A 23,874-nucleotide genomic window follows, 5' to 3' on the forward strand; every position below is an offset into this window, starting at 1 on the left:
CCAGTACGTTGTTCGGTCATCGGTGTGTCGTCTGCTCCTTGTCTCGTTGTTCTGCAATCACATACGCGATCGCATAATCGCGTTCGTCGCTAAGCGTCACGTGGAACGTCAGTCCGCGAGCGTCGACCCATTCGCTCAACGCGCCGCTCGTCTGTACGATCGGCGCGCCACCCGGACGGTTGAGGGTCTGCATCGCGCGCCAGGTCATCGGCATATGGATCCCCAGGCCGATGGCCTTCGAAAAAGCCTCTTTCGCCGCGAAACGCGTGGAAAGAAACGCCAGGCCCCGCGCGGCGGATCGTGCCCGGCGTGCTTCGTAGATCGCGATCTCCTGCGGACCCAGCACTTTCTCGACGAAGCGCCCGCCCGTGCGTTCCATCGTGGCGGCCACGCGGCGAATATCGATAATGTCGCTGCCGATCCCAAAAATCATTGGCCCTCCTTCGTGCGTTGTCGCCGATGCCGGACACACGTAGGTATCGAGGATACTATCATCGTCGCGCGGCGCGCCCTGGCGCCACCCGCATATCCGGCCAGCACGGCGCTGGCGCGCCGGATTACCTTCCGATGCCTTGCGCGCCGAAACGCGCCGACACCATGATCGCCTTCATTTCGCGCACCGCGTTTTCCCAACCCGCGAAGACCGCATGCGCGACGATCGCATGGCCGATGTTCAGCTCCGTGATGCCCTGCAGCGCGGCAACCGGCTGCACATTCTGATAATGCAAGCCATGGCCGGCATTGACGATCAGACCTAATGAGACGCCCAGGTCCACCCCTTCGGCAACGCGTGCCAATTCAACCTGTTGTGCGGCGCCTTCCGTTTCGGCATAGCGGCCGGTATGCAATTCGATCAGCGGTGCCCCCACCTGCCGGGCAGCGCGGATCTGCGCAGGGTCCGCATCGATGAATAAGGACACGCGAATGCCGGCACGCGCCAGCGTGGCGCAGGCCTTCTGTACCGCGTCGAAGTGCGCGACGACATCCAGCCCCCCTTCCGTGGTCACTTCCTCGCGCTTTTCGGGCACGAGGCAGACGTCCTGCGGGGCGATCTCGCAGGCGATATCGATCATCTCGGAAGTCACCGCGCATTCCAGATTCATCCGCGTGCGCAACGCTGGCCGGATCGCGCGGACGTCCGCGTCACGAATGTGGCGCCGGTCTTCACGCAGATGCAATGTGATGGCATCGGCCCCCGCTTCCTCGGCACGCAGCGCAGCGGCGATCGGATCGGGATAGGTCGTGCCGCGCGCGTTGCGCAGCGTGGCGACGTGGTCGATATTCACGCCCAGTCCGATAAAGGCCGGCGCCGCGCCGAATGCCGCGAGGGGATTCATAAAACAAGCCTCCAGCCCGTTAGAGCTTTTGCAGGTCGATCAGGATCTGGCGCGTGTTCAAAGGCACGCCTCCCAGATGGTAGTGCAACAGAAAACGCATCAAGGTCTTGCTCTGCGCAATCGTTCGCGGCGCCGAATAGTCGTCGGCATCCATATCCAGCAGCGTGCGGCCATCCACGCGCGGCCACTCCGGCGGATCGCTGTCGCGTGCAATGCGGGCACCCCTCTCCGGATCGAACACATAGGCACCGGCCGCGTCCGGCGGTGCGGCGCGCTCGCCCATGCTGCCGGGATTGAAGGTGACCGCGTAACCGGTCTCGCGCAACAGCATCCGTTCGAAGGACCGCAATACGAGCGCGGCCGGCTCGTCATGCGCCAGCCGCGCCAGCGTCACCGCGTAGTGGTGAAACAAAGCCGGATGCGGGTCCTCGCGCGCGCAGAAGCGCACAATCAACTCGTTGACGTAGAAGCCGCAGACCAACGCGTCGCCGGCCAACGGCAGCATGCCGCCCACCCATTCGGCGCCGGTCAACGTACGGACTTCGCCGCGCCCGCTCCATCGCAGCGACAACGGCTGAAACGTCTGCAGAACGCCGCGCAAGGCCGAATGCGGCCGCTTCGCACCCTTCGCGACCAGGGCCACACGACCGTGGTCACGTGTCAGCACGTCGATGATCAGACTGGTTTCCCGATAAGGGTAGCTATGCAGGACAAAGCCCGGTTGGTCGGCAACCTTACGTTGCGGCTCCGCGGACACAGGCGGCATCAGTCATATCCGTATGCGCGCAAACCGGCTTCGTTGTCGGCCCAGTTTGACTTGACCTTGACCCAGACCTCCAGGTACACCGGGCCATCGAACAGCTTTTCCATGTCCAGACGGGCGTCGGTGCTGATCTGCTTCAGCTTCGCGCCCTTCTGCCCGATGATCATCGGCTTGTGCGTGTCGCGCGCGATCAGAATCGTCACGAAGATCCGGCGCAGACGCCCTTCGGTCTCGAACTTGTCGATGACGACCGTGCTCGTATAAGGGATTTCATCACCGGTCCAACGGAACACTTTCTCGCGAACAATCTCGGCCGCCATGAAGCGCTCGCTGCGGTCAGTGAAGGCTTCCTGGTCATAGATCGGCTCGCCTTCCGGCAGGTGCGCGCGGAGCACGCCCAGCAGCCGCTTGATATCGTCCCGGTCTTTTGCCGACATCGGCACCACTTCGGTGAAGTCGCGCAGCGGCTGGATCTCGGCCAGGAACGGCAACAATTGTTGCTTGTCCTTTACCCGGTCGATCTTGTTCGTGACCAGCACGACCTTGACGCCGGGCGGAATCAAGTCCAGCACTTGCTTGTCCTCGGGCTGGAAGCGCCCGGCCTCCACCACCAGCAAAATCACGTCCACGGTGGCGAGCGTCGATGTCACCGTCCGGTTCAATGTGCGGTTCAGCGCATTGCTGTGACGCGTCTGGAAACCCGGCGTATCGATAAAGATGTACTGCGCGTCATTCAACGTCTGGATACCGGTGATCCGATGGCGCGTCGTTTGCGCCTTGCGCGACGTGATGCTGACCTTCTGGCCCACCATCGCGTTCATCAGCGTGGACTTGCCGACGTTCGGGCGACCGATGATCGCCACGGTGCCGCAACGGAAACCGGCCACGGCCTCTTTCGGTGCTTGCGACCAATCGAATGCCGGCAGACCGTCGGCATCGTCGTCTTCATCACCCTCGTCGGCGTCTTCGTGCACGTCCTTGCCATCATCGGCGTGCCGGCTGGCCGCGACATGGCCGGCCTCACCGTCCCCGGCCTGATGGTCGTGACCGGTGGTTTCGCCTCGTGCAACCCGGCGAGCGGACGCGTCCTCGGTGCCGGATTGCGGGGCGTTGCCTTGCTTGACACCGTCGGCGTCGGGAAGATCGGAAGGGCTGGCGGTCATGGCGACGTTCCTCGCGGATACGGTTATTGTGGTCACATTTCGAAAATTACTGCGGTTCAGCCTATTTTGCGGCAGGACCGGCACGGCGCACAGGCCGCTTGCCCCCGGTCGGTCGGTCGGCACGTCCGGCAGTCTCACCGGTACGCTCGACCGTCAGGGCCTCGTCGGCAGCAGCGCCTGGACGGTCCGCGTTACCCGATGAAGACCCGCTTGCGGGCGCTCGAAGGACACGTAATGTCTTGTGCGACGGTTTGATCTGCTTGCCGTCGGCAGCCGGTGCACCCGCTTTCGCCGGACGGCCTTGACCGCGCGCGGAGTCCTTGCGTACCGCCGCCGCTTTCGCTCCTTTTGCTCCCTCGGCCGGCATCAGCGCAAGTGCCGCTTTCGCGGCAGCCATTTCGGCCGCGCGACGGCTTGTACCATGCCCATGCGCCGCGATCCCCAGCGGTTCGACCGTGCAAGCCACCTCGAACTCCTGATTATGCGCCGCCCCGATGGTGGCCACCACCGTATACACCGGTAACGCCATCTGCCGCCCCTGCAGGCGTTCCTGCAATAGCGTCTTCGCGTCCTTGTTGGCGTCCTTGCCCAGCATGTCCGGATCGAGCGCCGCAAACACGGGGTCGTAGGCGCGCGCGATCGCGTTGAACGCCGCCACGAAGCCTCCGTCGAGGTAGATGGCGCCAAACAACGCTTCCACCGCATCCGCCAGGATCGATGGTCGTTGCTTGCCGCCGCTTTTCAACTCGCCTTCGCCGAGCGCCAGCGCACCCGATACGTCCAGCCGTTGCGCGATGCCATGCAGCGTTTCCTGCCGCACCAGATTGGCGCGCACCCGTGACAGTTCGCCTTCGTCCAACTCCGGGAATCGCTGGTACAGCAAGGTGGCAACCACGCAATTCAGCACCGAATCCCCGAGAAATTCGAGCCGCTCGTTATGGGTCGCACTATAGCTGCGATGCGTCAACGCCTGGCGCAGCAACGCCGGCTGTTCGAACACATGCGCAAGCCGCTGCGCCATCGCGTCCAGCGGCGACGATGCCCGAATCATCGCGCGTCTCCCGCAGCCGGGCAACCGCCCCACCGCATCTCATCCACCTGATCCATCAATGAAACGGACCAATCCGCTTCAAGTCCGAAAAATTCATCCAGACAAAGAACGCCTTGCCCACGATGTTGCGTTCCGGCACGAAGCCCCAGTAACGACTGTCCGCGCTGTCGTCGCGGTTATCGCCCATCATGAAGTAATGCCCGGCCGGCACCTTGCAGGTCACGCCGGCGCTGTCGTACTGGCAGTTCTGCTTGAACGGGAAGTCATCGGCGCCCAGGATATAAGGCGGGATCTGCGGCGAATTGAGGATCGCGTTCTTCTGGCCATCGATCGTTTCCTCGAATTGCTTCGAGTAAGAGACGCGGTCGGAATCGAAGTAATCCGGCAAGGCGGTCTGCACGATGGGCTGGCCGTTGATCTTCAGACGCTTGTTCTCGTACGACACGATATCGCCCGGCACGCCGATCACGCGCTTGATGTAGTCGATCGAGGGATCTTTCGGATAGCGGAAGACCACGACATCACCGCGCTTCGGTTCCCCTAACGGTACGATCTTCTTGTCGAATACCGGGAGCCGCAGACCATAGTCGAACTTGTTGACGAGGATGAAATCGCCCACCAGCAGCGTCGGGATCATGGAGCCCGACGGAATCTTGAAAGGCTCGACGATAAACGAGCGAACCACGAAGACAGCCAGAATCACCGGGAAAAAGCTTGCCGAATATTCGAGCCACCAGGGCTGTCGCAACTTTTCGTCATGGCGACGCGCGCGCTCCGCCGGTGCGTCCGACAAGGACAAGGCACCCGCCGGACCCGCAGCGGCCTGCTGGCGGTCGAACTCGACCACCGCCGCATCGGCCCGTCGACGACGTGACGGCTGAAACACGACCTTGTCCGCGATCCATGCCAAACCGGTAAGCACGACCAACAACAGCAAAATCAACTCGAAATTCATGCGGCGTTTCCGTTATTTGTCTTCCACCTGCAGGATGGCAAGGAACGCCTCCTGCGGAATTTCAACGCTACCCACCTGCTTCATCCGCCTCTTGCCGGCTTTCTGCTTCTCCAGCAACTTCTTCTTTCGCGAGATGTCGCCACCATAGCACTTGGCCAGGACGTTCTTGCGCAGGGCCTTGATATTTTCCCGGGCCACGATGTTCGGTCCGATCGCCGCCTGTAACGCCACGTCGTACATCTGGCGCGGAATGATCTCACGCATCTTGGCGGCCACTTCGCGACCGCGATACTGCGATTGCGAGCGATGCACAATGACTGACAACGCATCAACACGTTCGCCGTTGACCAGCATGTCGACTTTCACGACGTCCGAGGCACGATACTCCTTGAATTCGTAGTCCATCGACGCATAGCCGCGCGACACGGACTTCAACCGATCGAAGAAATTCGACACCACCTCGGCCATCGGCATTTCGTAGGTCAGCTGGACCTGCTTGCCGCGATAATCCATATTGATCTGCATGCCGCGCTTGCCGGTACATAGCGTGATTACCGCGCCGACGTACTCCTGCGGCAGATACAGATTCAACGTGACGATCGGTTCACGAATTTCCTCGATAAACGTCGGATCCGGCATTTTCGAAGGATTCTCGACGATGATCGTTTCACCATCGCGCTTCGAGACTTCGTAGACCACCGTGGGTGCCGTGGTGATCAAGTCCATGTCGAACTCGCGCTCGAGCCGCTCCTGAACGATTTCCATATGCAGCAGCCCCAGGAAGCCGCAACGGAAACCAAATCCTAGCGCCTGCGAGACTTCCGGTTCGAACTGCAGCGCCGCATCGTTCAGTTTCAGCTTGGTCAGCGACTCGCGCAATGCATCGTACTGGTTCGATTCCACTGGATACAGGCCGGCGAACACCTGCGGCTTGACTTCCTTGAAACCCGGCAGCGGGGCCGCCGCGCGGCGGTTGGCCAGCGTGATCGTATCGCCGACCTTGGCAACCGCCAGTTCCTTGATACCGGCGATGATGAAACCCACTTGCCCGGCCGACAGCGATTCGAGCGGCCGCGACTTCGGTGCGAAGACACCGACCGATTCCACCGGGTACTGCGCCCCGTTGGCCATCAACTCGATGCGGTCCTTCGCCCGCAAGGTGCCATTCTTGATGCGGACCAGCATCACGACGCCAACATAGTTGTCGAACCACGAGTCCACCAGCAACGCTTGCAATGGCGCATCCGGGTCACCCTGCGGCGGCGGCACCTTCGCGATCAGCGATTCCAGCACATCCTCCACCCCGAGGCCGGTCTTCGCGCTGCAATGGACGGCGTCCGTGGCCTCGATGCCGATGACATCCTCGATCTCACCGATCGCGCTCTCCGGATCGGCGGCGGGCAAGTCGATCTTGTTTAGGACGGGCACGACCTCGACGCCAAGCTCGATTGCCGTGTAGCAATTCGCCACGGTCTGCGCTTCCACGCCCTGACTGGCGTCCACCACCAACAACGCGCCCTCGCAGGCGGACAGCGAACGGCTGACTTCATAGGAGAAGTCAACGTGTCCCGGCGTATCGATCAGGTTCAGGTTGTACACCTTGCCATCGCGTGCGCGATAGCTCAGCGCGGCGGTCTGGGCCTTGATCGTGATGCCTCGTTCGCGTTCGAGGTCCATCGAGTCGAGGACCTGCGCCTCCATTTCACGGTCGGACAAGCCACCGCACAGCTGGATGATACGGTCCGCGAGCGTCGACTTACCGTGGTCGATGTGCGCGATGATCGAAAAATTGCGGATATGATCCATTCGGACGGGTCAAAAAGAAAGGCGTTCCGGCACGCGGCGGCCCGATTGCAAGCGCGTGGTAAGCACATCGCAATCCGTCCGCAAGCGCGCTGAAATCGGGTCGGCCGGGCGAACATGGCTGATACGCGTCAAACTGGGCGTCACAAACAGGGCATCGCACGCCGCGCTTACAAACACATCGCGGGGAGCGAGCGGGCGACCGAGCGCGGTGGGCCGCCGAGCGGTCCCGGACACGCTACCGCATACCACAGCCGGGCGCGCGTGCGCTGGAAGGAATCCCGGCATTCTAGCCCAATTCCCCCCCACCGGCGAGGGCGGCGAGCGCCGCCATGCGACAAACGCCCTGGCATCAGCGACGGGGCGCGCGCGGCACAACCGGGACGAAGGTGGCCAAGTCCGCGCGTTGCACCAGCAGCGCCACCGGGCGATCCCCCGATTGCCGCAGCGCCAGCGCATCGAACTGCTGCTGGTCCGTGATATCGGTGTCGCCCACGCGCAGCACGATGTCGCCCTTCATGATGCCAGCCGCAAGCGATGGCCCTTCACTCGACAACACCTGCACGCCGTTGTGCGAACCGATCGTACGTGCCTGGGCATCGGTGAGATCGGCAACGCGCAGGCCAAGCGGATTTGACGTCAGGGAGCGGGACTGCGAGGCGTCCGGCCGGGTTGCAGCGCCCTCGGCCACGGTCGCGTTTTCCTGTTGCGCCACCGTCACAGTCAGGGTTCGCGTACGGCCCTTGCGCCAGACGGTCAGCGGTGCATCGGTGCCCGGCGTGGCCGCGCCTACCATGCGCGGCAGCTCACCGTACTGGTCGATGGCCCGTCCGTCGTAATTGAGAATGATGTCGCCCGGCAGCAGGCCGCCCTTACGCGCCGGACTATCTGGCACCGTGCCGGTTACCAGCGCCCCTTCGGCACGCGGCAGACCCAGCGCCTCGGCGACATCGGACGTCACCGGACCGATCATCACACCAATGCGCCCGCGGGTCACCACGCCACTTTTCTCGAGCTGGTTCGCCACGCGCATCGCTTCATCGATCGGAATCGAGAACGAGATGCCCATGAAGCCACCGCTATTGCTGTAAATCTGCGAGTTGATACCAATGACATTGCCTTGCAAATCGATCAACGGGCCACCGGAGTTGCCGGGATTCACGGCCACGTCGGTCTGGATGAATGGCAGGTATTCCCCCGTGTAACGGCTTTTCGCGCTGACAATACCGGCGGTGACGGTGTTCTCCAGTCCGAAAGGTGAACCGATCGCCAGCACCCATTCCCCGACGCGCACCTGCGATGAATCGCCGATCGCCACGGTCGGCAAGTTCTTTGCATCGATCTTGACCACTGCAACGTCCGTCAATTTGTCCACGCCGATCAGTCGCGCCTTGTACTGGCGTCGATCGGTCAACGCCACATAAATCGCGTCGGCGCCCTGGACAACGTGCGCATTGGTCATCACATAGCCGTCGGCGGACAGGATAAAGCCCGAGCCCACCCCATTATCGCGCTCGACTTCGGACGGCGCGTTGTCGCCCGGCGCAGCGCCCTGCCCGCCATTGTTGCCGAACATGCCCGGCGGCAGAGGAATACCGAAGAAGCGTTTGAAGAATTCCGACATGTCATCCGACGGACTCGTGCGGGCGGCGCTATCGCCGCCGTCGCCACTTGATCCGTCATCGGCACTCCCGCGACGAGAGCGGCGAGCGGTCGTATTGACCGGAACGCGTTGGGTCGTGCGGATATTGACGACTGCCGGACCAACGCGGTCGACGAGCGATGCGAAATCCGGCAGCAACAGCATCGGAGGCGCACCAGGAATCACGTTCGGCACCAGTCGTGCGCCCGCAATGCCCGGCACGGCAACGGCTCCGGGGATCGTTGGGGATACGGCACCGCTGGGCGCGACCTGGACCGACGGCACAGGCTGCTGCCCGGCCTGCGATGCCGCCAGCGGGGGCACCACGGTACTGAATGGCGACAAGGCCGGCGGCGGCGCCACGAAAGGCCGCACCAGCACCGTCCCCTGGGGCACGCCGGTGCCACCAGCGGCGGGCACACCGGGACGCACGGCAATTGCGCCGGAAGCCGACGCGCTTGGCGCGGCCGCACGCACCGCCCCTCGCCCGGTACGTGACGCTGCCGCGTCGGGCACGACTGCCGTACCACTGTCCGATGCCTGTCGTTTTCGGGGCGTCGCTCCCGATGCATCAGGGGACCGGGACGTGCCTGGCGCCGGGCTCATTCCCGATTGCGTCTCCGGCGCGGCAAACACCCCCTGTGACAGCAACGAGGACAGCCCCAGCAGACACGCGCACAGACAGGACGCGAGCCTCCGGGACAGCAACGCATGCGGTGGTCTCGGGCGGTGCCCAAGGGCGATAGAAGACGTACAGCTCATCGGCGAGTCGTGAACGGCGAGGGAACGGGCGGCTGACGGGATGCAACAAGCAATGCCGGAACCGGGGGCCTGCAGGGCGACGTGAATCGGGCGCGCGCAGTCCTGATGACCGCGCAAACGTCGCAGCATATCATCCTGGCGCAACGGTGCCGCGTTTTGCGCCGCCCACGGCGACAGGCGTGAATTGAATCGCATCGGCAAAACGACGCAGTGTCTCCGCCGGCACTTCTCCGATCAATGTGACCCAGAAGTCACCATGGCGCTCCGCCAGCAGGTGCGTGGCCCCGGATTGCCCTTGCCCCGGCTTGCGGTCGCTGGTGCCCACCGGTTCGATGAACAGCGATACCGCGGTAACGCCGTCACTGAAGACGGCCTGATCGACCGGGACGGGCGGTGCGCCGGCCTGGCGCGCTGCCATTGGCCGACGCAGCTCCAGCATCTTGCGAAAGCCCGCGACACCGGGATCGAGCGACCATCCGGCTTTTGCCAGGTCGACGTCCGCCGAGGGTGCACGCACGACTTTCCATCCGGTACCGGCGTCCCCTTGCGCCATGGCGGCGACGGCGGCGTGCAAAGACTGTATCGTCGCCTTGTCAGGTGTGGTTTGCTGGATTTGCGAGAAGGCCACCTGCTCCAGCACCTGGCCTTGCGCATCGAGGGTCTGTGCCTTGATCAGCAAACCGGTGACAGGATCGACGGATAGCCGGTAAGCGAAGCGGTACGCATCGCGCGGCGTCAGCGTCAGGACAACACACGCAACGCCAGCAACGCGGTCGGTGCCATCCTGGGACAGCGCGTAGTGTTGAAGCACCTGGGCGCTGTCGGTGGACAGCATCGCCGGAAAATTGTCCTGCCCCTTGCGCCGACGGTCGACGACCACCGTCTTGCTCCCGGGCAGATAGGTATAGAGGTCGTCATCGTGCTCGATGACCCAGCGTGCCTCGCCGTCGAGGCTGTCGACACGTTGAAATTGGCCTTGGCTGTCGGCCACGTGAACGATGCGCGAGGATCGAACCGCCGCGCCACGCTGGAAGACGAATGTGCCCTCATAAGGACGCTGCTTCGCCGCGCCGTTCAAGCCGGCCAGCAACGCAAGCGTTTTCGCCGAAGCGGGCGCGATTGCCGACGTCGCATTGCGTGGATTGGTCGTGCCGGTCGGTGTCGCCGGCACCGCCTCCGCCAACCCGGTCGCGCCGGACAAAACCAATGCCAATGCACAAGGCAGCGCCGGGAAGGCCAGGCGGGCCCGACGGACCATGTGGTGAATCAGCCCGTCGCGCGAGCCCCGACCGCTACCGATCATCCGATCAATGCCCCGCGCCAGCGTACGCGACATAGCCCAGGCTGCCGCGATCCGACGCGAACTCCTGATGCGCGGCAAGGTACGGGTCCAGATCCCGATCACCGCTGATATTGACCCGTTGCCAATTACCCGCGGACGCCAGCGTCGTCGGCGCGGCGTTGGTGTTCTCGGTGCCGGCGTGCCAACCCGGCGTCAGTGCCCAGGCAAGCGTGACGACGGCAGCCGCCGCGGCCGCCGCGGCAGGCATGCGACGACGCCCGCCAAGCCACCCGGCCAGTTGCCCCAGGCCACCACGCTGTCCGGCCCCCCGTTCCAGATGCCGGAACGCATCGCCGGGAACAGGTGCCGCGCGACTCCCGTTCGCGTCGCTCCAGGCACCGTCGTCGCGCCTTCGTGGCGCAACCACTACTGGCTCGTCGGCCAGGCGTGCGGCAAAGCGCGCGGCAAAATCCCAGCCGCCATGATGCGAACGTGCCAGATCATCCGAACGTAACGCGTCTCCCACCAGGTGGTACAAAGACCAATCCTGCTTTTGCCGCGTTGTCCAGGCCGCGAAGGTCGATGCGCCGACACCGCTGCCGCCTGCGCACAACGGCGCTTCGCCGTCGATCGCGGCGGAGAGCCGCTCGGCGAACCGGCGTGCGGCAGGATCGCCATCCGCATCGGCTTCTTGCATCGCGGCAAAAGCGCCGGCCGCAACGCCCGGCCGCGCGCCCTCGGCACTTACACCGCCTTGGCGCGCATCCGTCGTACCGAATTCAGTGCGTCCGACCTGTCCGTCGTTGCTCATTCCTGTTGCTCTCATCGCATCCTGCTTCATCGACACTCCTCGTGTCCTGTCCCGGCGCCACGCCGCGAACGTCACGCCAGCACGTCGCGGTCGCGGCACCGGGCCGCACTCTCCGGATTGCGCCGGGCGGGCAGCTATCGCGCATTGTGCACGAACCCGCAGCCCACGGCTCCATTATTCTACCAACGCTTTCCGCTTTGCCGCTCCAGCATCGGCCGGAGCTTCGAGGCGATGGCTTCCCGTGCGCGGAAGATGCGCGATCGGACCGTGCCGATCGGGCACTGCATCAGTTCGGCAATCTCTTCGTAGCTCAAACCGTCAATCTCGCGAAGCGCAATCGCGTTGCGTAACTCCTCGGGCAGACTCGCCATCACGGCGTTGACCGTCTCGGCAATCTGCTTGCTCATCAACACCGACTCGGGCGTGTTGATATCCCTTAGAAGGCTCGCGTCGTCAAAAGTTTCCGCGTCTTCGCTATCTGTTTCGGTCGACGTCGGTGTACGGCGCCCCTGGCTCGCCAAATAATTCTTCGCGGTATTTACCGCGATCCGATACAACCAGGTATAAAACGCCGATTCCCCGCGAAATTGCGGAATCGCGCGGTAGGCCTTGATGAACGCTTCCTGGGCGACATCCTCCACTTCGGCCGGATCGCGAACAAGACGCGAAATCAGACGCACGATCTTGCGCTGGTACTTGCCGACCAGCAGCTCGAAAGCCACCTTGTCGCCGCGTTGCACGCGTTCCACAAGTTCCTGATCGATATCTTTTTCACTCACCGTGCGTCCACGTCCTGTACGGCCGCCGGTTCGCCCCGGCGGCTCTCGCAAATTGTAGCCGTTAATGATTGCCCGCCGCCGCGGACGCCCGATTCACCAGGGCGACAGGAAACCGGCACCGCGCCGCATCGCTTGGCAACGCGCGCACAGCGCATGGAAACGGTCGGACGCCACCGCATCGGCGGGAATGCAAAGTCGCCTCGTCCGCGGACGTTTCACACGTACGGCGCCGCGCGGAAGGCCGCCAGGCAACAGGTCAGGATAACGCGGACAGACTGTCAGCCAAAGACAAACACCCCCCCACTGGACTACCTCGACAATGCACACCTCGTCGATATCATCCGGGCCACATGCGTCGGCGGCGGGCGGTGCAACGGCGGCGCGCCCGCCGCCGCGGCGCGCACTGTGCCATCGCCAGAACGGTTCGGTACACCAGTACAGCCGCGCGTCGGCATGCCCCAGCAAGACCAGGCGGGCGACACGGCGCCTGCCTCGACGCCGGACGACACGGCCCCACCGGTCACGCGACGCCCGCACCGCCCCATCGGCAAGCAACCGCGTCATGATCCCGGCTAGCACGATAAACCCCAGCCCGGCAGCGCACCCCCATAGCAGGCTCTCACCCCGCAACATTCCGATCTGCACCCACCCTGCGGCACCCAGCATCCAACCCGCAACCGTCCCCGCTTGCATCATGCGTGACGATCCGATATCCACCCGCATTCGCTTTGCTCCGTGCCGTTCGCCAAAATGCGAACACCGGCGTCCGCTTGGGCGGAACGCCGGTGTCAGACAGCACGGACGATATCGCGTTCCATGCCGGAACGCGATCTGACCATTCGTCAGATCTTCGCGAAGACGAGTGTGCCGTTCGTTCCGCCAAAGCCGAACGAATTCGACATTGCATAGGTGATCTGCAGTTGCCGCGCGGTGTTCGCGCAGTAATCGAGATCACAGCCACCTTCGATATCCTGGTTGAGGATATTGATGGTCGGCGGCGATACCTGATGGTGTACCGCCAGGGCCGAAAACACGGCCTCGATACCGCCGGCGGCACCCAGCAAGTGACCTGTCATCGACTTCGTCGAATTGACGACGACCTTCTTTGCATGGTCACCCAACGCGCGCTTGATCGCGATTGTCTCGGCAACATCGCCCAGTCCGGTGGAGGTACCGTGGGCATTGATATAGTCAATCTTGCTCGGATCGAGTTTTGCATCGCGCAGCGCCGCAACCATCGCTCGCCGCGCGCCATCGCCATCTTCCGGCGGTGCCGTCATATGATGCGCATCACCACTGCGGCCATAACCAACGACCTCGCAATAGATCTTCGCGCCCCGCGCCTTCGCGTGCTCATACTCTTCGAGCATCAGCACACCGGCACCCTCACCCAGCACAAAACCGTCGCGGTCCTTATCCCAGGGACGGCTCGCCGTCGCCGGATCGTCATTGCGTTGCGACAGCGCGCGCGCCGCCGCAAAACCGCCGATTCCGAGAGGTGACACGGTGGCTTCCGTACCGCCGGCCAGCATCGCGTCCACTTCACCGTAGACGATCGCGCGGAACGCGTCGCCAATGGCATGCGTACCGGTCGTGCAGGCGGTGACCACGGCCATGTTGGGCCCCTTCAGGCCAAACTTGATCGACAGGTGACCCGACGCCATATTGATGATCGAGCCCGGCACGAAGAAAGGCGAAATCCGGCCGGGCCCCTTCTCGGCCAGCACCATCTGGGTTTCCTCGATCCGCGGCAAACCGCCGATACCGGAACCCACGATGACACCAATGCGCTCAGCGTTGGCTTCCGTAACCACCAGACCGCTGTCTTGCATCGCCTGCATCCCGGCGGCAATGCCGTAATGGATGAAGGTGTCCATCATCTTCAATTCCTTCGACGGGATGTAATCCTCGGCGTTGAAATTTTTCACTTCACCTGCAAAGCGGGTTTTGTACTTCTTGTTCCCATTTGCATCGACGGCTTCCGCGTCGAATTTGGTGATATTGGCGATGCCGGTCTTGCCGGCGACCAGATTGGCCCATCCGTCGGCAACCGTATTGCCTACTGGGGAAATGTGCCCAAGGCCCGTAACAACGACACGGCGACTCACATTGACCTCTTGCGTTTCATGACACGTGATAAAAACAAAAGCCACGACGGTAACAGGACACGCCCTGTCACTATCGTGGCCCTGTTCGATCCGGCCCGGGACGTGTTTTCCGCTGACACTGCGGTCCTCAAATCAAGACTCGTGTCGAAACGGCGTTCCGTTGCCGTAACATCCCTCTGGCGGCTCGCTCAGGGGTGCCACACGCCGATCATCGATCGAAACGTGTGGGATTCCCGATAGATCCGGAATGCCAACTTGCCGGAAATCAGGCCTTCACGTGCGCGCGAGCGTAATCGATCGCTTGTTGCACGGTCGTGATCTTCTCGGCATCTTCGTCCGGAATTTCCATTCCGAATTCGTCTTCCAGTGCCATCACCAGTTCCACCGTGTCCAGCGAGTCCGCGCCCAGGTCGTTGACGAACGAAGCCTCGTTCTTGACTTCTGGCTCCGCAACGCCGAGTTGCTCGACGCAGATCTTTTTGACGCGCTGTTCGATGTTGTCCATTCAGGCCTCCAAGAGGAAATATAAGTTCAAATTGCGAGTGCGCGCATTTTAGCAGGTTTGTCCCCACTGAAAGCATCGCGTGCGCGTGACGGGCGATCGAACTACGTCTTCAAGGCGAGCCCCCGGCCAGAAGACGTATGCCAATCGGACTCCCTACCCCATAAACATACCGCCGTTGACGTGTAACGTGGTACCAGTGATATATGCCGCCTGCGGCGATGCCAGGAACGCCACCGCATGCGCGATGTCGTCGGTACTGCCCAGTCGCCCCAACGGAATCTGCGCCTTCAGCGCGGTCTGCTGCGCCTCGCCGAGTTCCGCGGTCATATCTGTTTCAATAAAGCCCGGCGCCACGCAATTGACCGTGATGCCACGGCTACCCACCTCGCGCGCCAACGAGCGGGTCAGGCCGGCAACGCCCGCCTTGGCGGCCGAATAATTGACCTGACCGGCATTGCCCGCGGCACCCACGACGGATGTGATGTTGATGATACGACCGGTCCGGGCCTTCATCATCGGTCGGATCACCGCACGCGACAAACGAAACACCGCCTTCATGTTGGTATCGATGACGTCGTCCCAGTCCTCGTCCTTCATCCGCATGATCAATTGATCGCGGGTAATGCCGGCGTTATTCACCAACACGTCGAGACGCCCATCCTGCTTGACGATCGTATCGATCAACGCGTCGGCAGCCGGCGCATCATTGACATTCAGAACGACGCCACGGCCTTTGAGGCCCGCTTCGGCAAGCGCCGCCGAGATACCGTCCGCGCCTGCCTGCGAGGTCGCGGTGCCAATCACGGTGGCACCGGCCTTGGCCAACCCCAGCGCGACGGCCCGACCGATGCCGCGTGATGCGCCGGTGACCAATGCGATCTGATTATCGAGCATCTTTTCCATGAAAATTCGCCTGAACCCTTCCGTGACTCGTTTTTAGCCCCAACAGCGTGCCGTCGGACCGCAATCAGGCTTGCGCGCCGAACGCCGCCAACACCTCGCTCAACGAGGCCGGATCGCTGATCCCCGCACCTGCACGCTCCGCGTCGATGCGTTTGGTCAGCCCGCTCAATACCTTGCCCGGACCACACTCGATGATCGTACTTACATCCATCCGCGCAATCGCCTGCACGCATCGAACCCATTGCACGGGCCCGGATGCCTGGCGGACCAGCGCATCACGGATGGCATCCGGGTCGCTGGCCACCGCGACGTCGATATTATTGACGACAGGAATGGCTGGCGTGCGGATCGTAACGTCAGAAAGCCGCTCGCGCAAGCGATCCGACGCAGGTTTCAGCAATGACGAGTGGAATGGCGCTGAAACGGGCAGTGGCAACGCACGCTTGGCGCCCCGTGCCTTGGCGATTTCACAGGCCTTTTCCACGCCCGCTTTCGACCCGGCGATCACCACTTGCGCAGGCGCATTGAAATTGACCGCCTCGACCACCTCACCGGCACCGGCCGCCTGCGCGGCTTCGTCACATACGGTACGAACGGTCTCATCGTCGAGACCCAGGATCGCCGCCATGCCGCCTACGCCCACTGGTACCGCCGATTGCATTGCATCGGCCCGGAAGCGCACAAGCTGAACCGCATCGGCGAAGTTCAAGGCACCGGCAACGACCAGCGCCGTATATTCGCCGAGGCTGTGTCCGGCCACGACGCTCGGCGCCGGACCGCCCGCCGTTTGCCATACGCGATAGATCGCATAGGCCGCGCTCAACATGACGGGCTGTGTGTTCGTCGTCAAGTTCAATGCATCGGCGGGGCCGGTGGCGATCATCGTCGCCATGTCGAAACCCAACGCGTCGGAAGCTTCCTGCAGCGTCTCACGTACCACGGCGTGATCGGCGAACGCGTCGAGCATGCCAACGGATTGCGATCCCTGGCCAGGAAAAACAAAGGCGAAAGTCATATGCGTCTGTAAGTGGGTGGATCCGCGCAAACGTCGGCACGCCGCTCGCTTCTTTCAGGCTACTGGCACCATACAACAACCGCGAGAGGTGCGACATGGTCGAACAAAAACGGCGACATCAAGCGCGACCGAACGTCGTCGACGCCATTGTAGACAGTTACATGCGTAACAGGGAGGCACCCCAGGTAAATCCGCCGCCCACGCCCTCGACCATCACCAGTTGACCCGGCTTTACCCGGCCGTCGCGCACCGCCACATCGAGTGCAAGCGGAATTGATGCGGCGGAGGTATTGCCATGCTCATCGACCGTGACGACCATCTTGTCGAGCGGTAGGCGCAGCTTGCGGCATGTGCCTTCCATGATGCGTATATTGGCTTGGTGTGGAATCAACCAGTCAATATCGGCGGCGGTCGCGTTGGCCTTCTCGAGCACCTCCACCGCGACCTTGCCCAGCACGTTGACCGCCAATTTGAATACGGCCTGACCATCCATGTGCAGGAAGGCATTACCGGCAACAGCGCCCCCGCTGACGTGCCCCGGTACGCACAAAATGTCTGACTGGCTCCCATCCGCATGCAGTGCATTGGCGAGAATGCCCGGCTCGACCGACGCGGATAGCACCACGGCACCGGCGCCGTCGCCAAAAAGCACGCACGTGGTGCGGTCGTTGAAGTCCAGAAGGCGCGAGAACGTTTCCGCGCCAATCACGAGCACGTTCTTATGCATACCGCTGCGAATATAACTATCCGCCGTGGACAAGGCATAGACAAAGCCGGAACAGACTGCCTGCACATCGAAAGCGGCACATCCGTTCGTGAGGCCGAGTTTGTGTTGCACCAGACAGGCGGTGCTCGGAAACACGAAATCGGGCGTGGACGTTGCCACGATGATTAAATCAATCTGGTTGGCATCCATACCCGACGCGGCAATGGCGCGCCTCGCGGCCTCGACGGCCAGATCGCTGGTGCGCTGCTCCGACGCCGCGAAGTAACGCGCGCGAATGCCGGTGCGAGCGACAATCCACTCGTCGCTGGTCTCAATGTCGCGCGCCGCCAGTTGTTCCGTCAACGCCTGATTCGAGACGCGGTTCGCAGGTAGATAACTGCCCGTACCGACCACGCGGGCATAACGAGGGGACGAATGAAGAAAATCGCTGGTTGAGGCCATCATGCCTTTGCGGAAAGCGTTTCGCCGGGTATGGCAAGCGGGTCAGTCACGGCGGCGGGTATGGCGTTGGCGGGCGCCTGGGAAGCCGACGCCTGGCCTTGCAGACCGAGCGGATCGACATTTTCCTCTAGCGCTTTCTCAAGCCGTGCCTGCACGCCGTTCTTTACCGCATCATACCCGCGTTTTAGCGCCCAGCCGAAAGCGTAAGCGTCGGCCGAGCCGTGGCTCTTGATCACGATGCCCCGCAGTCCGAGCAACGCGGCGCCGCTGTAGCGGCGGTGATCCACGCGCTTGCGCACCTGGGACAATACCGGCCATGCCAGCATCGCCAGTAGTTTCGTAAAAATTGTACGACTGAACTCTTCCTTTATTATACGGGAGAGCATTTGCGCCAGGCCTTCCGATGTCTTCAACGCGACATTGCCGACAAAGCCATCGCAGACCACGATGTCGGTCGTGCCCTTGAAGATATCGTTGCCTTCGACATTGCCGTAGAAGTTCAAGGTGCTGGCGCGCAACAGCTCGCCGGCACGCTTGATCACATCATTGCCCTTGATCACTTCCTCGCCGATATTCAACAAGCCGACCGTGGGTCGATCCTTGTTCTCGGTAGCCGACACGAGCGCATGGCCCATTTCGGCAAACTGCAACAAATGCTGCGGTTCGCAGTCGACGTTGGCACCCAAATCCAGCACCGTCGTAAAACCCCTCTCGTTCGGCATCAAGGTAGCAAGCGCCGGCCGCTCGATACCGGCCAGCGTCTTTAACACGTACCGCGAGACGGCCATCAGCGCACCGGTATTGCCCGCCGAAATACAGGCCTGCGCCTGCCCTTCCTTGACGAGATTCAACGCCACGCGCATAGACGAATCTTTCTTGCGCCGTAGCGCAACCTCGACCGGATCGTCGGAGCCCACTACCTCGGTCGCATTCACCACGCGCAAACGCGGTGCGTCAACCGCCTTGCATTTCGCCAGCTGTGTCTGAACCGCCGACTCCAGGCCAACCAGGATCAGCTCGACATCTTCGTGGCTACGGGCAAATTCAACCGCAGCCGGAACGGTAACGGACGGACCAAAGTCGCCGCCCATGCAATCGATGGTGATTTTTACGGTCATGCGTGCACCGCGCCGGAGGAAAAGCGCGAGGAATTACCGGACCACGTCAAGCGCGATACCGCACACAACGGTACGGACATCGTGCCCGAAAGCAGGGTGCAGCCGGTCAGGGACCTGACGGGCCGCCCGCACAACCAACGGGAGACGTTACGAAAAGTCGGGGAAGCCTGCCAATTACGATACGCGACTCGACGACAGCACGCAGCATCGCCTACACGCTCCTTCGATCGAAATGAAGGCATCAAGAGCATCATCGCACTGGACAATGCCGACGGAATAGAAAAATTATTCCAACGTCGCGTAATGCATGCCGTGTCCGCAGGCACCCGCCACGCCGCGGGCATGAAACAACAGGCATCAGCCATTGACAGGCCGCACGCAAAGCCCTGCGGCACATCCGCCCGGACCTGTGTGGTACTGCACCACGGCGCGGGCCGACGCGGACGAACGCGGGTTCGCGCCTTCAAGACAATCAGTCGTTCTTGGTCTTGACGACTTTCTTGCCACGGTAGAAACCGTTCGGGCTGATGTGGTGACGGCGATGCGTTTCACCCGACGTTGCCTCGACAGCCAGCGGTGCGGCGTCGATGAAATCGTGCGAACGATGCATGCCGCGCTTCGACGGCGACTTCTTGTTTTGCTGGACTGCCATGAAATGCTCCTAAATAGGGTGCGGATTTTAACACAACTCGGCGCGCCGCTGGCGACCTGCCAGTCGACCACGCCGCATCGGGATAACCAATGCTGCATCGATGCAACATGGCGACAACGCGGTCGCACGTGCGGCCGCCTCGTATTCCGTGTGGATCACCGGCGATCTCCAGGCCGACTCGGCGTGATCAACCCTGCCGATTGCCCGAAATCGCGCGACCATCCACCCTCTTACATCACTTTCTTGTCTTACTCAGCAGCGTCGGACTTGTCTGATTCGCGTGCTTTGCCGGTACGATCAGCCTTGTCGACGTCGTGGGCCGCCGATGCATCGGCGTTTGCGGATGCATTATGCTTGCTGGCCGGCTGCCAGCCGGCCAGCGCCGCCGCAAACGGCTTGCGCGTGGGCGACGCCGCCCCGGCGACAGGCACCCCCGTCATGGCAGGCGCCTCATCCGCATCCGCCTCGACATCGGCCGCGCGCTCACCCGGCAACGGAGCGGGATCGCTGCCCGCCTCATCCGCCAGACGCGCCTCGATATCCTCGACACGATCGACGCCCAATGCCCCATCGGCCCCGCTGACAACGCTCACATGCACGGCAGGACATACACGATGCTTAGGCACCATCGGCAGCGACAGGACGATTTCCTCGTCGATCAGATCCAGCAGATCGAAGGCGGGTGACCCCACGATCACATCCTCGTCCGCATCGTCCCCTGCCAACGCATCCGCCTGGTATTCATCGCGCGCAACGCGGTAACCCGCCTCCACGGATACAGGCCAGGAAAACGGCTGCATGCAACGCTGGCACTCCAGCCACACCGCGCCGTCGATCGACAGCGTCAAATGCGGTTGCATCGATTGAAACGCGCCGCGCGAATGGTTGGCCTCCTCATGCCCCGCTGGCCGCGCCGCGGCGCTCGACGCCGGCAGCAGCGCATCGCGCCGGCGCATGACTTTGCGCATCTCTCCTCGTGCCTGCCAGCGCAACGGCGAATCGGCGGCCGTTGCCGGCGCATCGGCGGGAACCAGATCGCGCATGCGCGGCAACTCACCCAAGTGGATCACGCCGCGCGTTTCCCGGGCAGTACGGATGAAACCGTCGAGGTCGAAGGCGTGCAAGGCGTCCGCGCGAGACCGGCCAACCGCTGTTTCATCGACGTGGCTGACCGCTTGGCCGGAGCCCTGCTCAGCGCCGGCTTCCCCCGATCCGCCACCGACACCTGCTGCCCCGTTTCCCGTGCCGTTCGCATTCATCACAGCCTCCCGCGCCTGCCCTGCCCGGCGAAAAACAGAAAATAGTAAGATGCGAGTTGTTTCCCGTCAAGTACTTATCATGTCCAATCCGTTGTACGCCGCCCCGCCGACGCTCGTCCTGGCGAGCAGTTCCCGCTACCGGGCCGAGCTGTTATCCCGCTTGCGCCTGCCGTTTATCTGCGACGTTCCCGATGTAGACGAAACGCCGCGCGCGGGCGAAGCACCGGCTGAGACGGCGATGCGTCTTGCCATCGCCAAGGCCCACGCGGTAGCGGTGCGGCATCCTGACGCACTGGTCATTGGCTCCGATCAGGTCGCGGTCTGCAACGGCGTGCAACTGGGCAAACCAGGCAATCACGCCCGGGCGCTCGCGCAATTGCAGAGAATGCGGGGTCAACGCATCGTCTTTCATACTGCCGTCTGCTTGCTGGATGGCCGGGTCACGGCGCGGCCATCCACCGATGCACGAACGGATGGCTCCCAGACTTCAACGGCTTGCCTTACCTCCGACGTCCTGACCTCGGTCACGATGCGCGATGTCGACGATGCGACGCTCGACGCCTATTTGCGCGCGGAGCAACCGTATGACGTGGCTGGCAGCGCCAAAGTCGAAGGCCTGGGCATCGCCCTGCTGGAAAATGTTCGCAGCGACGACCCGACCGCCTTGATCGGCCTGCCGCTGATCACCGTCAGTCATTGGCTACGCCAGGCCGGCGCGCCATTGTTCGCATCGGCCGCTTGCGGCTAATATTCGGGCCGCATCCGTATTTACGCACGAGAACTGTCATGACCCAACCGGGCACCTTGTACCTCATCCCGAATACCCTTGGCGAGGGCGGCGACGATGCATTGCGCCAGGTCCTGCCTGATCCGGTACGGGCCGTCGCACGACGCCTGCGGTATGTCGTCGGCGAGAATGCAAAGGCGACGCGCGCCTTCCTGAAACGGGTGGGGACCGATGTTCCCATCCAGGAGATTCAGATCAGCGAACTGAATATCCGAACGCAAGCGACCCCCTCGGATGCCGTTCTCGACGCAATGCTCGCGCCCCTGCTCGATGGCCACGACGGCGGCCTCGTGTCGGACGCGGGCTGTCCAGCGGTCGCCGATCCGGGCGCCGTGCTGGTCAGGCGCGCGCACGCCCGTGGTATCCGGGTAGTGCCACTGGTGGGGCCGAGCGCGATCCTGCTCGCGCTGATGGCATCCGGTCTGGATGGCCAGCGTTTCGCGTTTCACGGTTACCTGCCAACCGACGCCGGCGAACGGACGCAACGCCTGCGAGAACTGGAGAAACAGTCGCGGGCGCAGAAACAGACGCAGCTTTTTATCGAAACGCCGTACCGCAACGCTGCGATGATGGATGCCTTGCTGGCGGCCTGCGCGCCACAGACGCATCTGTGTTTTGCCGCCGACCTGACCCTGCCGGGCGAGCAGATCGTCACGCTGACGCTCGCACAGTGGCGCGCGTTGCCGGCCGCGCAACGACCAGACATGGGCAAGCGCCCCGCCATCTTTTTGATGTTGGCCCGCTAGCGGGCACCGCCGCGACACGTGCCGCGGATCAAACGCCGAGAGGGCAACGTCTGCACGTGCGCCCCGCGGTTCCATGCGCCTTGGCGTTCAACGCACGCTATTGGGACTGTCGATCAATTCACCGACGGCGGCGGCACCCATCGATGCCCCCAAGGATGTTCCGAGTCGACGCGCCACGCGATCGGCAAGGCTGTCCTTGACAGTGAAGTCACGGATGCGCGGCGCCTTGAATACGTTACGCGCCACATCGCCGGTGTCGCCGGTCGCATCGGCCAAACCCATCTGCACTGCTTGCTCGCCATTCCAGAACGCGCCGGAGAACATATCCGGCGTTTCATGCAAGCGATTCCCGCGTCCGTTCTTGACGGCCGCGATAAATTGCTGGTGGATCGAATCGAGGAGCACCTGCAGACGTTGCTTCTGATCGTCCGTTTGCGGCGAGAACGGGTCGCCGATCGCCTTGTTGACGCCGGCGGTCTGGACCCGTCGCTCCACGCCCAGCTTTTCGAGCAGGCCCGGGAAACCGAACCCCTCCATGATCACGCCGATGGAACCGACGATGCTGGCCGGATCCACGTAAATCTTATCCGCCGCCGCCGCCACATAGTACGCACCCGATGCACCCACATCACCGATCACGGCATAGACGGGAATGGTCGGATGGTCCTTGCGCATGCGCTGAAGATTGCGATAGATGATCCCCGCCTCCACCGGACTGCCACCCGGGCTATTGATCTTCAGCACGATCCCCGCCGTGCTCGGATTCTTGAACGCGGCGTTGAGCGACGCGTTGATATTGTCAGAGCTGGCTTGCGTATTCGCGGCGATGACGCCGCTCAACGTGACCACCGCCGTGAATTTCGCATCGGCATCGACAACCGGCTTGCCTGGCCCACGTAACCTTACAACACCGACGATCACGCCAAGCACGATTGCCAACCACAGAAAACGGAAAAAAATGCGCCAGCGCCGCGCGGCGCGCTGCTCACGAATTGCCGCCATCGCCGCCTTGGCCAACGCCTCGCAGGCCCAGCCTTCGCCGCGGGGCCCGGACGGCCCCTGTGGTCCCGTCGGACCGCTGTCTCGCGGCCCCGACCCCCCGCTACCGCCATGCCCGGCACCACCGTTTCCGCCCGCTGTCGACCCGCCTGCCGATGTTGAGGTCACTACCTCGCCGCCTGCACGCCAGACGGGTTCCTGCTCGGCCGTGGTCCGGCCGTTGTCATCCACATTCATCTTCTTTGGCGCCCCTAGTCTGATCCAAT

General features: G+C 62.9%; 23 protein-coding genes. 2 read left to right on the plus strand and 21 right to left on the minus strand.

Features of this window, described 5'->3' with window-relative positions; translation table 11 throughout:
* Positions 1-16: 16 nt before the first annotated feature.
* From acpS to WM40_RS27785, 20 genes are all read right to left on the minus strand, one after another.
* On the minus strand, positions 17-433 hold the full coding sequence (acpS, locus tag WM40_RS08435; RefSeq protein WP_024901483.1) for a holo-ACP synthase: 417 nt from the start codon (positions 431-433) through the stop codon (positions 17-19).
* A 124-nt stretch (positions 434-557) separates the two neighbouring features.
* Positions 558-1,337: a pyridoxine 5'-phosphate synthase gene (gene pdxJ / locus WM40_RS08440; protein ID WP_024901484.1), complete on the minus strand. Its 780-nt coding sequence runs from the start codon at positions 1,335-1,337 to the stop codon at positions 558-560.
* 19 nt (positions 1,338-1,356) lie between these two features.
* Positions 1,357-2,103, minus strand: a complete 747-nt coding sequence (gene recO, locus WM40_RS08445; RefSeq protein WP_024901485.1) for a DNA repair protein RecO — start codon at positions 2,101-2,103, stop codon at positions 1,357-1,359.
* Complete coding sequence (gene era, locus WM40_RS08450; RefSeq protein ID WP_082102516.1) at positions 2,103-3,263, minus strand: GTPase Era; 1,161 nt, start codon at positions 3,261-3,263, stop codon at positions 2,103-2,105. The genes recO and era overlap by 1 nt, the downstream gene beginning before the upstream one ends.
* 61 nt (positions 3,264-3,324) lie before the next feature.
* Positions 3,325-4,314, minus strand: coding sequence for a ribonuclease III (rnc, locus tag WM40_RS08455; RefSeq protein ID WP_024901487.1), 990 nt, complete (start codon positions 4,312-4,314; stop codon positions 3,325-3,327).
* Between the two features lie 55 nt (positions 4,315-4,369).
* Entirely contained in the window at positions 4,370-5,269 is a 900-nt protein-coding gene (lepB, locus tag WM40_RS08460) for a signal peptidase I (protein WP_046152636.1), read from the minus strand.
* A 12-nt stretch (positions 5,270-5,281) separates the two neighbouring features.
* Positions 5,282-7,075 (minus strand): translation elongation factor 4, encoded by a 1,794-nt coding sequence (gene lepA, locus WM40_RS08465; protein WP_024901490.1) that lies wholly within the window; start codon positions 7,073-7,075, stop codon positions 5,282-5,284.
* A 349-nt stretch (positions 7,076-7,424) separates the two neighbouring features.
* Positions 7,425-8,954, minus strand: coding sequence for a Do family serine endopeptidase (locus WM40_RS08475; protein ID WP_051504108.1), 1,530 nt, complete (start codon positions 8,952-8,954; stop codon positions 7,425-7,427).
* A 652-nt stretch (positions 8,955-9,606) separates the two neighbouring features.
* On the minus strand, positions 9,607-10,812 hold the full coding sequence (locus WM40_RS08480; protein ID WP_096349161.1) for a MucB/RseB C-terminal domain-containing protein: 1,206 nt from the start codon (positions 10,810-10,812) through the stop codon (positions 9,607-9,609).
* Complete coding sequence (locus WM40_RS27780; protein ID WP_024901494.1) at positions 10,784-11,569, minus strand: RseA family anti-sigma factor; 786 nt, start codon at positions 11,567-11,569, stop codon at positions 10,784-10,786. The genes WM40_RS08480 and WM40_RS27780 overlap by 29 nt, the downstream gene beginning before the upstream one ends.
* 179 nt (positions 11,570-11,748) lie before the next feature.
* Positions 11,749-12,348 carry an RNA polymerase sigma factor RpoE gene (gene rpoE, locus WM40_RS08490; protein WP_024901495.1) on the minus strand — a complete coding sequence of 200 codons (600 nt, stop codon included), beginning with the start codon at positions 12,346-12,348 and terminating at the stop codon, positions 11,749-11,751.
* A gap of 93 nt (positions 12,349-12,441) precedes the next feature.
* The gene (locus tag WM40_RS08495; RefSeq protein ID WP_046152637.1) at positions 12,442-13,071 is read right to left on the minus strand and encodes a hypothetical protein; all 630 of its coding nucleotides are present in this window, start codon (positions 13,069-13,071) and stop codon (positions 12,442-12,444) included.
* Between the two features lie 119 nt (positions 13,072-13,190).
* Positions 13,191-14,456, minus strand: coding sequence for a beta-ketoacyl-ACP synthase II (fabF, locus tag WM40_RS08500; protein WP_024901497.1), 1,266 nt, complete (start codon positions 14,454-14,456; stop codon positions 13,191-13,193).
* 265 nt (positions 14,457-14,721) lie between these two features.
* Positions 14,722-14,961, minus strand: coding sequence for an acyl carrier protein (acpP, locus tag WM40_RS08505; protein ID WP_024901498.1), 240 nt, complete (start codon positions 14,959-14,961; stop codon positions 14,722-14,724).
* 153 nt (positions 14,962-15,114) lie between these two features.
* On the minus strand, positions 15,115-15,864 hold the full coding sequence (fabG, locus tag WM40_RS08510; RefSeq protein ID WP_046152638.1) for a 3-oxoacyl-ACP reductase FabG: 750 nt from the start codon (positions 15,862-15,864) through the stop codon (positions 15,115-15,117).
* A 64-nt stretch (positions 15,865-15,928) separates the two neighbouring features.
* Positions 15,929-16,879, minus strand: coding sequence for an ACP S-malonyltransferase (fabD, locus tag WM40_RS08515; RefSeq protein ID WP_024901500.1), 951 nt, complete (start codon positions 16,877-16,879; stop codon positions 15,929-15,931).
* A gap of 157 nt (positions 16,880-17,036) precedes the next feature.
* Entirely contained in the window at positions 17,037-18,047 is a 1,011-nt protein-coding gene (locus WM40_RS08520; RefSeq protein WP_046152639.1) for a beta-ketoacyl-ACP synthase III, read from the minus strand.
* Positions 18,047-19,165 carry a phosphate acyltransferase PlsX gene (plsX, locus tag WM40_RS08525; protein WP_024901502.1) on the minus strand — a complete coding sequence of 373 codons (1,119 nt, stop codon included), beginning with the start codon at positions 19,163-19,165 and terminating at the stop codon, positions 18,047-18,049. The genes WM40_RS08520 and plsX overlap by 1 nt, the downstream gene beginning before the upstream one ends.
* 472 nt (positions 19,166-19,637) lie before the next feature.
* Positions 19,638-19,817, minus strand: coding sequence for a 50S ribosomal protein L32 (gene rpmF, locus WM40_RS08530; RefSeq protein ID WP_024901503.1), 180 nt, complete (start codon positions 19,815-19,817; stop codon positions 19,638-19,640).
* A gap of 248 nt (positions 19,818-20,065) precedes the next feature.
* Complete coding sequence (locus WM40_RS27785; RefSeq protein ID WP_052738239.1) at positions 20,066-21,076, minus strand: DUF177 domain-containing protein; 1,011 nt, start codon at positions 21,074-21,076, stop codon at positions 20,066-20,068.
* Between the two features lie 79 nt (positions 21,077-21,155).
* On the opposite strand from WM40_RS27785, the gene WM40_RS08540 reads away from it, so the two are divergent.
* Positions 21,156-21,824, plus strand: a complete 669-nt coding sequence (locus tag WM40_RS08540) for a Maf family nucleotide pyrophosphatase (protein ID WP_024901505.1) — start codon at positions 21,156-21,158, stop codon at positions 21,822-21,824.
* A 38-nt stretch (positions 21,825-21,862) separates the two neighbouring features.
* Entirely contained in the window at positions 21,863-22,609 is a 747-nt protein-coding gene (locus WM40_RS08545; protein ID WP_024901506.1) for an SAM-dependent methyltransferase, read from the plus strand.
* Between the two features lie 87 nt (positions 22,610-22,696).
* Here the strand turns inward: WM40_RS08545 and WM40_RS08550 are convergent, their stop codons facing one another.
* Entirely contained in the window at positions 22,697-23,845 is a 1,149-nt protein-coding gene (locus WM40_RS08550; protein ID WP_024901507.1) for a S49 family peptidase, read from the minus strand.
* Positions 23,846-23,874 lie beyond the last annotated feature (29 nt).

The organism is Robbsia andropogonis, assembly GCF_000970345.1.
In the GTDB taxonomy this organism is placed as follows: Bacteria; Pseudomonadota; Gammaproteobacteria; order Burkholderiales; family Burkholderiaceae; genus Robbsia; species Robbsia andropogonis.

Bases quoted from the DNA above. Each gene is read 5' to 3' on its own strand.
- WM40_RS08480 (WP_096349161.1), bottom strand. From the start codon at position 10,812: ATGTCGCGTACGCTGGCGCGGGGCATTGATCGGATGATCGGTAGCGGT.
- WM40_RS08495 (WP_046152637.1), bottom strand. From the start codon at position 13,071: ATGCGGGTGGATATCGGATCGTCACGCATGATGCAAGCGGGGACGGTT.
- lepA (WP_024901490.1), bottom strand. From the start codon at position 7,075: ATGGATCATATCCGCAATTTTTCGATCATCGCGCACATCGACCACGGT.
- WM40_RS27785 (WP_052738239.1), bottom strand. From the start codon at position 21,076: ATGAATGCGAACGGCACGGGAAACGGGGCAGCAGGTGTCGGTGGCGGA.
- fabD (WP_024901500.1), bottom strand. From the start codon at position 16,879: ATGACTTTCGCCTTTGTTTTTCCTGGCCAGGGATCGCAATCCGTTGGC.
- recO (WP_024901485.1), bottom strand. From the start codon at position 2,103: ATGCCGCCTGTGTCCGCGGAGCCGCAACGTAAGGTTGCCGACCAACCG.
- WM40_RS08540 (WP_024901505.1), top strand. From the start codon at position 21,156: ATGTCCAATCCGTTGTACGCCGCCCCGCCGACGCTCGTCCTGGCGAGC.
- WM40_RS08545 (WP_024901506.1), top strand. From the start codon at position 21,863: ATGACCCAACCGGGCACCTTGTACCTCATCCCGAATACCCTTGGCGAG.
- WM40_RS08520 (WP_046152639.1), bottom strand. From the start codon at position 18,047: ATGGCCTCAACCAGCGATTTTCTTCATTCGTCCCCTCGTTATGCCCGC.
- rpmF (WP_024901503.1), bottom strand. From the start codon at position 19,817: ATGGCAGTCCAGCAAAACAAGAAGTCGCCGTCGAAGCGCGGCATGCAT.
- rnc (WP_024901487.1), bottom strand. From the start codon at position 4,314: ATGATTCGGGCATCGTCGCCGCTGGACGCGATGGCGCAGCGGCTTGCG.
- era (WP_082102516.1), bottom strand. From the start codon at position 3,263: ATGACCGCCAGCCCTTCCGATCTTCCCGACGCCGACGGTGTCAAGCAA.
- fabG (WP_046152638.1), bottom strand. From the start codon at position 15,864: ATGGAAAAGATGCTCGATAATCAGATCGCATTGGTCACCGGCGCATCA.
- lepB (WP_046152636.1), bottom strand. From the start codon at position 5,269: ATGAATTTCGAGTTGATTTTGCTGTTGTTGGTCGTGCTTACCGGTTTG.
- WM40_RS27780 (WP_024901494.1), bottom strand. From the start codon at position 11,569: ATGAGCAACGACGGACAGGTCGGACGCACTGAATTCGGTACGACGGAT.
- WM40_RS08550 (WP_024901507.1), bottom strand. From the start codon at position 23,845: ATGAATGTGGATGACAACGGCCGGACCACGGCCGAGCAGGAACCCGTC.
- pdxJ (WP_024901484.1), bottom strand. From the start codon at position 1,337: ATGAATCCCCTCGCGGCATTCGGCGCGGCGCCGGCCTTTATCGGACTG.
- plsX (WP_024901502.1), bottom strand. From the start codon at position 19,165: ATGACCGTAAAAATCACCATCGATTGCATGGGCGGCGACTTTGGTCCG.
- acpP (WP_024901498.1), bottom strand. From the start codon at position 14,961: ATGGACAACATCGAACAGCGCGTCAAAAAGATCTGCGTCGAGCAACTC.
- acpS (WP_024901483.1), bottom strand. From the start codon at position 433: ATGATTTTTGGGATCGGCAGCGACATTATCGATATTCGCCGCGTGGCC.